Source organism: Polaribacter tangerinus (assembly GCF_038024095.1).
In the GTDB taxonomy this organism is placed as follows: domain Bacteria; phylum Bacteroidota; class Bacteroidia; order Flavobacteriales; family Flavobacteriaceae; genus Polaribacter; species Polaribacter tangerinus.
This window is the reverse complement of the sequence record NZ_CP150668.1, coordinates 541736-554541: the sequence shown is the minus strand read 5'-3', so window position 1 is coordinate 554541 and position 12806 is coordinate 541736. Positions and strand designations below refer to the sequence as shown.

At 29.7% G+C, this 12806-nt stretch carries 13 protein-coding genes; 6 read left to right on the top strand and 7 right to left on the bottom strand.

Features of this window, described 5'->3' with window-relative positions:
- Window positions 1-16: 16 nt before the first annotated feature.
- The 3 genes from WHD54_RS02520 (at window position 17) to WHD54_RS02510 (ending at window position 4514) form a co-directional block, all read left to right on the top strand.
- Window positions 17-2350 carry a S8 family peptidase gene (locus WHD54_RS02520; RefSeq protein WP_088323091.1) on the top strand — a complete coding sequence of 778 codons (2334 nt, stop codon included), beginning with the start codon at window positions 17-19 and terminating at the stop codon, window positions 2348-2350.
- A gap of 170 nt (window positions 2351-2520) precedes the next feature.
- The gene (gene nhaA / locus WHD54_RS02515) at window positions 2521-3822 is read left to right on the top strand and encodes a Na+/H+ antiporter NhaA (RefSeq protein WP_088323090.1); all 1302 of its coding nucleotides are present in this window, start codon (window positions 2521-2523) and stop codon (window positions 3820-3822) included.
- Window positions 3823-3902: 80 nt separating this feature from the next.
- Window positions 3903-4514 (top strand): hypothetical protein, encoded by a 612-nt coding sequence (locus tag WHD54_RS02510; RefSeq protein ID WP_088323089.1) that lies wholly within the window; start codon window positions 3903-3905, stop codon window positions 4512-4514.
- A 64-nt stretch (window positions 4515-4578) separates the two neighbouring features.
- Here the strand turns inward: WHD54_RS02510 and WHD54_RS02505 are convergent, their stop codons facing one another.
- Window positions 4579-6045 (bottom strand): magnesium chelatase, encoded by a 1467-nt coding sequence (locus tag WHD54_RS02505; protein WP_088323088.1) that lies wholly within the window; start codon window positions 6043-6045, stop codon window positions 4579-4581.
- Between the two features lie 50 nt (window positions 6046-6095).
- A complete protein-coding gene (locus tag WHD54_RS02500) occupies window positions 6096-7220 on the bottom strand; it encodes a vWA domain-containing protein (protein WP_088323087.1) in 1125 nt (374 codons plus the stop codon).
- Window positions 7221-7401: 181 nt separating this feature from the next.
- On the opposite strand from WHD54_RS02500, the gene WHD54_RS02495 reads away from it, so the two are divergent.
- The 3 genes from WHD54_RS02495 to WHD54_RS02485 all read left to right on the top strand — a co-directional run bounded on the left by WHD54_RS02495 (window position 7402) and on the right by WHD54_RS02485 (window position 9750).
- Window positions 7402-8157, top strand: a complete 756-nt coding sequence (locus tag WHD54_RS02495; protein ID WP_088323085.1) for an SDR family oxidoreductase — start codon at window positions 7402-7404, stop codon at window positions 8155-8157.
- Between the two features lie 75 nt (window positions 8158-8232).
- The gene (locus WHD54_RS02490; RefSeq protein ID WP_088323084.1) at window positions 8233-8814 is read left to right on the top strand and encodes a TetR/AcrR family transcriptional regulator; all 582 of its coding nucleotides are present in this window, start codon (window positions 8233-8235) and stop codon (window positions 8812-8814) included.
- A 60-nt stretch (window positions 8815-8874) separates the two neighbouring features.
- Window positions 8875-9750 (top strand): TIGR01777 family oxidoreductase, encoded by an 876-nt coding sequence (locus tag WHD54_RS02485; protein ID WP_088323083.1) that lies wholly within the window; start codon window positions 8875-8877, stop codon window positions 9748-9750.
- 103 nt (window positions 9751-9853) lie between these two features.
- Here the strand turns inward: WHD54_RS02485 and WHD54_RS02480 are convergent, their stop codons facing one another.
- The 5 genes from WHD54_RS02480 to WHD54_RS02460 are packed head-to-tail and all read right to left on the bottom strand — an operon-like array spanning window position 9854 to window position 12785.
- The gene (locus WHD54_RS02480) at window positions 9854-10468 is read right to left on the bottom strand and encodes a YceI family protein (RefSeq protein WP_088323082.1); all 615 of its coding nucleotides are present in this window, start codon (window positions 10466-10468) and stop codon (window positions 9854-9856) included.
- A gap of 2 nt (window positions 10469-10470) precedes the next feature.
- Window positions 10471-10743, bottom strand: coding sequence for an acyl-CoA-binding protein (locus WHD54_RS02475; RefSeq protein ID WP_088323081.1), 273 nt, complete (start codon window positions 10741-10743; stop codon window positions 10471-10473).
- Window positions 10744-10745: 2 nt separating this feature from the next.
- Complete coding sequence (locus WHD54_RS02470; RefSeq protein ID WP_088323080.1) at window positions 10746-11402, bottom strand: phosphatidylserine decarboxylase family protein; 657 nt, start codon at window positions 11400-11402, stop codon at window positions 10746-10748.
- A gap of 2 nt (window positions 11403-11404) precedes the next feature.
- The gene (locus WHD54_RS02465) at window positions 11405-12199 is read right to left on the bottom strand and encodes a phosphatidate cytidylyltransferase (RefSeq protein WP_088323079.1); all 795 of its coding nucleotides are present in this window, start codon (window positions 12197-12199) and stop codon (window positions 11405-11407) included.
- Between the two features lies 1 nt (window position 12200).
- On the bottom strand, window positions 12201-12785 hold the full coding sequence (locus WHD54_RS02460) for an LUD domain-containing protein (protein WP_088323078.1): 585 nt from the start codon (window positions 12783-12785) through the stop codon (window positions 12201-12203).
- Between the last annotated feature and the right edge of the window lie 21 nt (window positions 12786-12806).

Genomic DNA, 12806 nt, shown 5'->3' with positions numbered 1-12806 from the left:
AAGTAAAATTAAAGTTATGAGAAATTATTTAGTGTTAACAATTCTGTTTACTATGAGTTCTTTGTTGGGACAGAATCTAAAAGATAAAATTGAGGCGAAAAGATTAACCATTAATAAAAATGAAATTAGGTTTAATAAAAAGAAAAATGTATCAATAAATACTGCATTATTAATAAATGACTTTAAAAAAGCATTAAAAGCCAATCAGATTAAAAAAGAACAAAAATTTGAATCAACATATGGTAAAGAAACTTTTGTAGATGCATTTATTAAAACAGATAATGATTTCGATATTAGCAAATTAAAACGTTTAGGAGTTGATATTTATATAGACTTAGAGGAAATGCTAGTTGTTGGATTACCTGTAAAAAATTTAGAGAAAATATCTGATTTAGAGGGAGTTATTTTTATTCAAGTAGCAAGCAGAGTAGAAAAACAGTTAGATGAATCTCTTATACTTACACGAACTAATGAAGTGCATAATGGTGTAACTTTAAGCCAGGCATATTCAGGTAAAGGTGTTGTTGTAGGTGTTATAGACATTGGTTTTGATTATACTCACCCTAATTTTTACAGTGTAGTAGATGGTAGTTACAGAATATCTCGGGTTTGGGAGCAAACTAATTCTAAAGGTATACCGCCTGCTAATTTTAATTTTGGAACTGAACTTATAGGGGAAAGTTCATTACTAAGTAAAAAGTATGATTTAGTCAATGATTCTCATGGTAGTCATGTTGCTGGAATTGCAGCTGGAAGTGGAATAACTCCCGGAAGTATATACAGAGGAGTCGCGTACGATAGTGAAATAGTTTTGGTTTCAACAAAAACAACGAACATTAGTGTTTTAGAAGGTATTTACTACATTATTAATTATGCAAAATCTGTAAACAAGCCCGCAGTTATTAATATTAGTTTAGGTAATCATTATGGACCACATGATGGAACATCTTTTTTTGATAAGTCTTTAGATAAAATTATTAGAGCTGCAGGGCCTGGTTATGTTGTGGTAGGGGCTGCGGGAAATAGTGGTAATAATAATATTCATTTAACTAAAAAATTTACAAATACAGAAAACTATCTATATAGTTTTTTAGATTTTAGACTAGGACAAGAGTCACCCTATCAATACAGTGTTGAAAATGGTCCTGTTAAATCAAAAATATATTTAACTGGTTCTAAAAGCCAACAGTTTAGTGTTGCTCTTTATATATATAATGTAAAAACAAAAGAAATTGTAGGTGGTACAAAATCGTACTCTTCAATTAATAGTTGTGCACCATGTACACCAGATGAAGGTTTTAAATTAATTGATAGTGATTTTATCAATCCAGATGAAGTAGTAGTTAAAATTAATATTAGTAATGATAGTGATAAGCCCTATGCGTTAATTGATATTGATAATTCTTTACAAGATGATGTAAACCATGCCATTTTAATAGAAGTTAAATCTACCTCTGGTAGGGTTCATTTATGGCAACAAGATGATAATGTGTATTTTACAAGTTTACATGAGTCAGTTGCAACTGATGGAGATAGTAATTTTACTGTTACGGAGGTTGGAGGTACAAGTAATTCAATTATAAGTGTAGGAGCTTTTAACTCTAAGAGTTGTACAACTAGGCTTTTTGAGGAAGGTACTAATAGTTGTGATTATGACACCGAAGAACTATTACATATCGCAAATTTTTCTAGTAAAGGCCCTACTACAGATTTACGTATAAAACCAGATATTTCGGCACCAGGTAATAGAATAGTTTCATCAATAAGTAGTTTTGACACTAATTATCTTCCAAAAGATGGAGATTTTTCAAACTCACTTTCTTATAGAGATGTAGAATCTAGTTTTGGCAACAATGACAGAAAATGGTATTTTGCCGCAAGTCATGGTACATCTATGGCTGCACCTATCGTAACAGGTATTGTTGCACTAATGCTAGAGGCAAATCCTAAGCTTTACACAAATGAAGTAAAGAGTATTTTGCAGAGTACAGCAATTAATGATTCGTATACCGAAGCTTTAACCTCTACTCCAAATTATTCTTGGGGAGCAGGTAAAGTTGATGCGTTAGCAAGTGTAACATTAGTAGAAAAAACACTTTCTGAGAAAGATATTTTACTCAAAGAAATGAATATATACCCTAATCCGATGGATCAGTTTTTAAGCTTTAACAATAATGAATATTTATTTGATATTTTAGAGATAACAAATACCTTAGGACAAAAGCTAAAAACTATAAATTTAAAAAATAATCAACAAAAAGTTGATGTTTCAAAATTAAGCCCTGGACTTTATCTTTTTAATTTTAAAAAAAATGGAATTCAAAAATCTTTAAAACTCCTAAAAAAGTAAAAGTTCTTATAATAATGCTTTTAAACAAACAAGCCCATAAAATTAATTTATGGGCTTGTTTGCATTAGATTTTTAATACTTTATTGAAAGTAAATTTGTTAAGGTACTGTTTATAATTTCTCCAAATTTTTATTTATTGCTATCTTTGATAGTCATAAAAAAAATAACTAATGATAAAAAATGTCCTAATCACACCTTTTCAAAAATTTGTTAAAATAGAAGGCTTTAGCGGAATTCTATTACTTTTAAGCACCTTAGTTGCATTAATTTGGGTAAATTCCGGATTTTCTGAAACCTATACAGCACTTTGGGATTATAAAATTGGAATTTCAGGTGAGAATTTTTCACTTAAAAAACCTCTAATCTTATGGATAAATGATGGATTAATGGCCATATTTTTCTTTTTGATTGGTTTAGAAATTAAAAGAGAAGTATTAATTGGCGAATTAAATTCTGTTAAAAAGTTAGCTTTTCCATTATTTGGTGCTTTAGGAGGTGTAATCGTTCCGGTTGCACTATATCTTTTACTAAATGAAAATCCATCTACATTTAAAGGGTGGGGAATACCGATGGCTACTGATATTGCTTTTTCGTTAGCAGTACTAAATGCACTTGGAAAGAGAGTTCCCTTAAGTTTAAAAGTATTTTTAATTGCTTTTGCTATAGTAGATGATATTGAAGCTGTTTTAGTAATTGCTATATTTTATAGCGGAGCACTAAATACAACACTTTTATTAATTGCTCTTGGTTTATTGGCCTTTTTATACTTTTTATCTTACAAAGGTTTTTATTCTAAATATGTACTGTTTTTTACTGGAGTTGTTGTTTGGATTTTATTTTTAAAATCGGGCGTGCATCCAACGGTTGCAGGAATTCTTTTAGCATTTTCTGTACCAATTCGCCCTAAAATTAAAACAGCCACTTTCGTAGCTCAATTAGAAACTATTTATACAGACATTAAAAATGCTACAAATTTAGAAAAGCCAATTTTATCTAAAGCACAAATAGAACACATGGATGATTTAGAAGATTGGAGTACCAAATTTCAATCGCCTTTACAGCACTTAGAACATGCTTTACATGGTTGGGTAGCTTACTTTATTATACCAGTTTTTGCACTTGCAAATGCAGGAGTGTTAATTGATAGCTCTGTAGCTATTGAAGTTCCTTTAGTTATAAACATAATTATTTGTTTAGTTTTAGGAAAAGGGCTAGGTATACCAATGGTTATTTTTATTGCCAAGAAATTAAATTTAGTTCAATTACCCTCGGATATTAGTTTCAGACAAATTATTGGAGTTTCATTTATTGCAGGGATAGGTTTTACAATGGCTATTTTTATTGCGAGTTTGGCCTTTGCAGATTCACCAGAATTAATTAGTTCTGCTAAAATAGGAATTCTTATAGGTTCTTTAATAGCGGCTATTCTGGGGTATTTTATACTTAGATTCTCAAATAAAAAAGAAGTTTAACAATTATAAATTATACTTTTTACGCATAATAAATAGTATTTTTTGTATTATATTGTATGTATTAATTAACAAAATAAGAAATGGCAAATAAATTATCAATTTCGAATCGTATAAATATTGGATTGGCACTAACCATTGTTTTTTTATTAGTTTTAGCAACAAATAGAATTGATAAAAGGCATTTCGAAACCGTACAAGAAACACTTACTACCATGCATAAAGATAGGGTTTTGGCACAAGATTATGTTTACAAAATGAGTGATATTGTACATAAAAAAAGATTGTTTTTAATTGATAGTAATTCTGTATTTAACAAAACAATCTCAAACAAACAGTTTGAAACTTTAATAGATGTTTTTGCTACTACTAAGCTAACGGTAAACGAGTCTAAGACATTTATTAGTTTACAAGAAAATTTTCAAAAATTAAAAGCAATTAATCAAAAGAAAGGTACATCTTTTGAAGAAGAAAATATGTTTTTACAAGCCTTAGAAACAGATTTAAATAATTTATCTATTATTCAGGTGTCCGAAAGTCAGAATTTAATGAGTGTAGCACAAAAGTCATTAGACAACAATAATTTAATATCTAATATTGAAATAGGTTTTTTAATTTTGATAGGTGCAATAATTCAATTTACCATTTTTTATAAGTTCAAAAAAGATATTTCGAAAACGGAAAATAAATATTAACTAAACAAAAAAGCAACCAAAACGGTTGCTTTTTTTGTTTAAATAGTTAGGCGTATTGCTTTTTTTATAAACCACTCATTAAACCCCCATAAGGATCTTTAAACTCTGTGCCTTCTACAAACCTTTCTTTACTTAGTTTTTTAAACTCTACTAGTGCCCAGAGTATAAACTCTTTAACAAAGTAGCTATCTTCTTTAGTAGTTTTTGGTTGGTATTTTTTGATAAAATCTGACAATGGAGTTATTTTTTCTAACGACTCCCTATAGTCCTTTTCACTAAAGTCATCTAATAATTCAAAAGTTTCTTTACTATTAAAAAACCACGATACAATAGGGTCATATGGTGTTTCTTCCGTTTGTTTCTCTAATTTTTTTATTTCAGGAAAATAGGTAGGGTACAAAGTTTTAATTGCTCTTTTTATAAGTGTTTCTGCCACTACATGAGCGCCTTCTTGTTCCCCTTCATACACCAATTCTACCTTTCCGGTTATTGCCGGAATAATACCATCAAAATCGCTGAGTCTTACGGTGGTTATTTCTTCTCCAGTTAATAACTTTCTCCTTTCAGCTGTGCTTATCAAATTTTCAAAGGCAGCAATACTTAAACGAGCACTAACACCACTTTTAGCATCAATATATTCGCTTTTTCTTGCCTCAAAAACTACTTGTTCAAGTAAATCTTTTGCCATCTCAGGAACACGAATTGTTTCTTTCTGTAAGCCTACTTTTACAGCTTCTTGTTGCGTAATTTTTTTTGCTGTTTCTATATCTTCCGGATAATGTGTTAATATTTGAGAACCAATTCTATCTTTTAGAGGAGTAACAATGGTTCCTCTATTTGTATAATCCTCTGGATTTGCTGTAAAAATAAATTGTAAATCTAAGGGTAATCTTAGTTTAAATCCTCTTATTTGAATATCACCTTCCTGTAAAATGTTAAATAGTGCTACCTGAATTCTTGCTTGTAAATCTGGTAATTCGTTTATTACAAATATGCATCGATTTGCTCGAGGTATCATTCCATAATGGATTACACGATCATCTGCATACGAAAGTTTTAAATTTGCCGCTTTTATAGGGTCAACATCTCCAATAATGTCTGCCACAGTTACATCTGGTGTTGCAAGTTTTTCTGCAAAACGGTCATTTCTGTGAAGCCAATAAATAGGAGTTTTATCTCCCATTTCTATAATTTTTTCTTTGGCAAATCTAGAAATAGGATGTAAAGGATCGTCGTTAATTTCTGAACCGGCTACTACAGGTATAAATTCGTCTAAAAGATTCACCATTAACCTTGCTAACCTTGTTTTTGCTTGACCACGTAGTCCAAGTAAATTAATGTTATGTTTGCTTAATATAGCTCTTTCTAATTCTGGTATTACCGTATTTTCATAGCCGTAAACTCCAGTAAAAACTGTCTCTTTATTTTTCATTTTACGAATTAGGTTTTCTCTTAATTCATCTTTTATCGACTTAGAGGTATAGCCTAATTTCTTTAACTCTCCTAGTGTTTTTATATTTTCTAACTTCATTTAAGTTGTATTTGTAACTAGCTTTTTTGCTGTTTACTTATTTTTAAAATTTAGCCTTTTATTCGCTTTTTTCTATTGTTTTCATAATCTTCAAAAATCATTTCACCCAAACCTTTAAGTCCTGTGTAGAATGCTTTTCCTTGATTTGCTTTAGTAAATTCTCTTACAAATTGCATAAGATAAGGGTCTTGTGCTATCATAAAAGTAGTAATGGGTATATGAAGTTTTCTTGCATGTTGCGCCATAGCGTAACATTTATTTACAATGTGTTGATCTAACCCATTACTGTTTTTATAATATTGACCGTCTGGTAAACGCAAACAGCTTGGTTTGCCATCAGTAATCATAAAAATTTGTTTGTTTGTGTTTCTCTTTCTACGCAATAAATCCATTGCTAAATTTAACCCAGCTACAGTATTAGTATGGTAAGGGCCAACCTGTAAATAAGGTAAATCTTTTATTTTTATAGACCAAGCATCGTTGCCAAAAACAATAATGTCTAACGTGTCTTTTGGGTATCTTGTAGTAATTAACTCTGCAAGCGCCATCGCTACTTTTTTTGCAGGTGTAATTCTGTCTTCACCATAAAGTATCATAGAATGACTAATATCTATCATTAGCACAGTACTCATTTGGCTTTTATGTTGAGTTTCCTCTACTACTAAATCATTTTCTGAAATAGAAAAATTACCGATTCCGTTGTTAATTTGTGCATTTTTAATACTCTCTGTAATGGATACTTTTTCTAACGCATCACCAAATTCAAAGGGCTTAAAGTTACCTGTATGTTCATCGCCAATTCCAATACTTTTACTTTTATGGTTTCCTGCACCACTTTTTTTTATTTTACCAAATATTTGATTTAGTGCTTGCTGTCTAATAGCGCGTTCTGTTTTTGAAGTAATTTTATGTCCTAACGCACCATTTCCTTTTATCTCTTCTTTAATAAAACCTTTCTTTTTAAGGTCTTCTATAAAGTCTTCAATTGTGTAATTTTTATCGGTTAATTTATATTCTTTATCTAATGTACGCAACCAATCTATTGCTTCCTCAAAATCTCCTGAGGTATGTGTAATTAGTTCTTTAAAAATATCAAGCAGAATTTCAAATGGAGCTTGTTTGTTTGCTTCAAAATTTTTAAAGATAAACCCTTTTCGTTTTTTATTTTTTTTCATCACTATAAAAATACAGCTTTATTAAATGTAGAAAAAAACATTAACATAGCTTTAATATTTATTTCTGATAAGTGACAAAAATAATAAAAGTTTATTTTTATTTGGAATGTTTGTTCTGTTATTTGTATGTTTGCTTTTTGGAACGATTGTTCTAGTATAATTTTAACTAAAAAAATATAAAATGACAAAATTAGCAGGAAAAATAGCTGTGGTAATAGGTGGTAATAGTGGTATTGGTTTTGAAACCGCAAAAGAGTTGAAAGATAATGGCGCTACAGTTGTTATTTCTGGCAGAAATAAAGAGCGTGTAAAACAGGCTTCTAATGAATTAGGAGTTTTGGGTATTGTGGCAGATGTTAGTAAAGTTACTGATATTGAAAATTTGGCTTCTGAAGTTCATAAAAAATTAGGAAAAGTTGATATTTTATTTGTGAATGCAGGAATATTTCAGCCAGCTCCGATTGGCAATATTACTGAAGAAATGTTTGATTATCAAATGGATATTAATTTTAAAGGAGCCTTCTTTACTACCGAAAAATTTTTACCTTTTTTAAATGATGGCGCTTCAATTATTAACTTATCATCTATAAATGCATATACTGGTATGCCAAATACAGCAGTTTACGCTGCTTCTAAAGCGGCACTTAACTCTTATACTAAAACAGCAGCAACAGAATTAGCACCTCGTAAAATTAGAGTAAATTCGGTAAACCCTGGTCCAGTTTCTACGCCAATATTTGGTAAAACAGGTATGGAGGAAAATCAACTAACTAATTTTGCAGCCGCTATGCAAGAGCGTATTCCTTTAAAACGTTTTGGTACTACCCAAGATATTGCAAAGCTTGTTACTTTTTTAGCTTCAGATGATGCTTCTTTTATTACGGGTAGCGAGTACAACATAGATGGTGGTATAATAATTAATCCTCTTTTAGGTTAATTTTTTATCATTTTTCGGAATGAAAGTTCCAAATAAATTATATTTGTGGAAATCATTTTTGGTTTCCACTTTTTTATGCCTAGAATTAAATTATTTGATGAAAATGAAGTTTTAACTAAAGCAATGAACTTGTTTTGGAAAAAAGGATATGCGGCAACTTCAATTCAAGATTTAGTAAGTCATTTAGGTATTAATAGAGCTAGTATTTATGCTACTTATGGTGATAAGGAACAATTATTTAAAAAGTCTTTTCAGTACTATACTAAAAAAAATATAGAAGCTCTAACTAATTTTTTAGAAAGTAGACCGAATATTAAAGAAGGTTTTAAAGAGTTGTTTAATAATTCGATTGCCGAGTCTATTAAAGACAAAGATAAAAAAGGCTGTTTTGTAGTAAATACAACAACCGAACTTATACCCAACAATAATGGTTTTACAGTTGCTATTGAAAATAATAAACACTTATTTGAGCAGATTTTTTATCAATATTTAAAAAAAGGAAAGGAAAATGGGCAACTTACAACTACGCAAGATTTAAAAGCTTTAGCTGCCTTATTATTTATACTTTACAACGGTTTAAAAGTAGTTTCTAAGATTCAATCAAATGAGTACGAATTAAAAAGAGCAGTAGAGGTAGCACTGTTACTCATTCATTAATTAACTTTAATTTATATAAATTCTTAGATTATTTTCATAATTGCTTTTTAATTTTACATTATGGCAAACATTTTAATTACGGGTGGTACAGGTTTAGTAGGAAAAAGGCTGGCTACATTATTATCTGAAAGGCAACATCAAGTTAGAGTTTTAACAAGAAACCCTAAAGAGGCAAATGAGTTTAAATGGAATTTAAACACCCATTATATTGATGAAAAAGCACTTGAAAATTTAGATTTTATAATTCATTTAGCGGGTGCTGGTATTGCGGATAAGCGTTGGTCTAAAAACCGAAAAAAGGTTATTATTGATAGTAGAGTAGCATCTGCAAAATTACTTTTTAACAAGGTTACTGAACTTGGTATTTCTTTACAAGGTTTTATTTCTGCTTCAGGTAGTAATTATTATGGCGCACTAACTTCAGAAAAAATATTTAACGAAAAAGATGCTGTAGGTAAAGACTTTTTAGGATTGGTTTGTAAGAAGTGGGAAGATGCTGCCAACCAGTTTCTACAATTAAATATTCGAGTAGCAATTTTAAGAACAGGCATTGTTTTATCTAAAAAAGGAGGCGCACTAGAGAAAATGAAAACTCCTGTAGTATCTCCATTAGGTAACGGAAATCAGTACATATCTTGGGTTCATATAGATGATTTATGTTTTGCTTATATAAAGTGTGTAGAAGAAAATATTTCAGGCGCTTATAATCTAGTATCACCAGAGCATCATACAAGTAAGAGCTTTTCTAAACTATTGGCAAACAGTATTAAAAGACCTTATTTACCAATTGGTGTTCCTAGTTTTTTATTACAGTTAATTTTTGGCGAATTAGCCATAATTCTATTAGAAGGTAGTAGGCTCTCTTCTCATAAAATTCAAAATACAGGTTTTAGCTTTAAATATGAGAGCTTAAAAAATGCTTTAAACAATCTTTAAATTTATATAAAATGCTAGCTCAAAAAAAAGCTAGTGAATTAAATTTCACTAGCTTTTTTTGGTTCGTAATTTACTTATGTAAGTTACCTAATTTTAGTAAATATTAAAATTTAGCTTTTATATTTAATGCTACCTCGCTCCATGTTTTTGTAATACCATCTGAACCTGTATGTAGTGCTTCGCAAATTTTGTTAAGAGATGCAAGAGCTTTAGAGGCGTTCCAGTTATTTACATCCATAGTTGCATTCATAGCAAAGGTGTTTTCATTAATAGTATATTTAAAAGGTATCTTATTTGAAACACCATTCATAACTATTGTAGCTGCACCAATAGAATCATTTTCTATGGATAATTTTCCTGATAGTAATTTAGTGTTTTCCATAACACCAAAGAAAAACTTCTGAATTTTATAGTCTCTACCAGAATCTTTCGTAAATAAGCTGCTAATAGGAATAGAGAACTCGGTATTGTTTATTGCTTCTTTTATAGAGTTTCCATCTCCACCAGAAGTAATTTTAACTTGTCTGAATTGCCCGCCAACAGGAAATTTCTCTGTGTATTTATAAGCAGTAAAATTAATTTCATTTTCTGATTTTTTTAAAGAAAATGCAGCATCACTCTTTTTACTATCGGTATTTGTTTCTTTTTTTTCTGATTTACAAGCAGAAAAGTTAAAAATCAAAGCACATACTACTATTAAAATTGTTGTTTTTTTCATGATTATTGTTTTTTACTTGTTAATATTGAATTTGCCAGTTCTATATATTTTTCTTTTGCCTCTTTAGAGCTCATTCCTTTAAGTTGCATCCAAGCATTTGCTTTAAATCCATTTCTTAAATTGCCATTACTATTAAAAGCAAAAGTACTACTACCATAGTTTGCTTGTTTGTAGTAGGCATAAAATTTCAACATAATATCTGGAGCAACCGCTTCTTTTAAGTCAGAAATTTTCTCAAATGCTTCTTTAAACGCCAAGTCTAAATCACTATGCATGTTTACTTATTCGCAATTACTTGAGTTCCTCCTTTAACTTTGTCACCTAATTTTACATTCAATTTAGTACCTAACGGTAAATACAAATCTACACGAGACCCAAACTTTATAAACCCTGCATCAGTTCCTTGTATTACTGTTTCACTTTCAGTAGCATAATTAACTATTCTTTTAGCTAATGCACCCGCAATTTGTCTGTACAAAATGTCTCCAAAAGTTGAATTGTTTATAACAACTGTTGTTCTTTCATTTTCTGTGGATGCCTTCGGATGCCAAGCAACTAAATATTTACCAGGATGATATTTACTATATTTAATAGTTCCACTCATTGCATATCTGGTAACATGAACGTTAATAGGCGACATAAATATAGATACTTGTAACCTTTTATCTTTAAAATATTCTGGTTCTTCTACTTCTTCTATTACAACTACTTTTCCGTCTACCGGAGCAATAACAGTATTGTCGTTTATTTTTGTAATTCTTTTAGGATTTCTAAAAAATTGTAAAACAATTATTAATAATGCAATGCAAAGTATTTGAATAGCTTTAGTAAGCCAGTTAATATCAATAAATTTCTCTGCCAATAAAATACCAGCAATTGTAATAATAAAGGTAATTACAATAATTTTATATCCTTCTTTATGAAAGCGTATCATAGTTAAATAATAAAGTTAATATACAAATATACAAAGGGTGCTGCAAACAACAAGCTGTCGAGTCTATCAAATATGCCACCATGTCCGGGCATTATGGTACCACTATCTTTAATGTTTGCTTGTCTTTTTAATTTCGATTCCACCAAATCTCCAAGAGTTCCAATAACAGAGAGTATTATAGAAATAATAATCCAATTGATAAGTTCGAAATCTTTGTTAAGTAAGCTAATTATGTACGCTGCTATTAGGGAGAATACGAAGCCACCTATAAAACCTTCTTGCGTTTTTTTAGGTGAAACACTTACAAATAATTTACGTTTTCCAAAATTCTTACCTACTAAAAAGGCAAAACTATCATTTACCCAAATTAAAACGAGAATTGCTATCATTAAATACGGAGTATATTCTCCTTTATAAAAGGGTAGGAGTAATAAAAAGCATAAAGAGAAAATTAAGTATCGTATTGTAAAACCAAGTTTTTGTCTTTCTGTTTCATATTTAATCTCTTTTTTTGATAATAGCTGATAAATTAAAAACAAGCAAGAAATTAAATTAATACCTAAAATACCATTTATTGCATAGCTTTGTGGTCTCATCATCATTAAAAAAGCCGTCATTCCAAAGAACAAATAGGGAACTATATTTTTTAATTTTATAATCTGTAAAAATTCCCAAACACAAAGCACACTAAAAGCAGCAATAAGTACAATATAAGACTCTTTTGCTACAAGAATTGCTGTAATAAAAAGCACTACATATATAATTCCAGAAAAACTCCTTTTTAAAAGGTTACGCATATTATAAATCTTCTAACAGGAGCAAATATAGGTTTTTTGTATTGTTGTTGCCGTAGTTTAAAAAATTATCATCGTTTTTATTTTCGCCATAATTTTTAATTGCAGAAATATTTGTTGGCAACGCACTTTTACTATTTGTTTTAATACCTGTTAAACCTTGTCCGGTATCTTTAACCAACTGACTGGTTGTTGCATAAACAATAAAGTCTTCAGATAGTTCAGACAATTTTCTGCTTTTTAATTGATTGGAAGAAAAAAGAATATCTCCGTTGTCTGCTATCAAGTGCTCACAAGTTGTTAATACAGGTGTTGTACTATCTAGTTTTGTTAATATTTGAACATTAGTTCCTTTCAGAAAAGAGCTAATTTTAGGTTCTAAAAGTAAAATATCTGACCAATTGTTTTCGGTTATTACTTTTTGAAGGTTTTCTTTTATTTCTTCTTCTTTTAAACAGTATAAAAATTTACCACCTTTTTCTATAAAATTATGTACAAAAGAGTCATCCAAAGACAAATTTACTTCTTGCTTTTGGATTTCTTTGTCTTCTTTTATTGGAATATTAAGTAGCTTTTTTATAAAATTCATTGGTCAATTAAAGATTTTTAA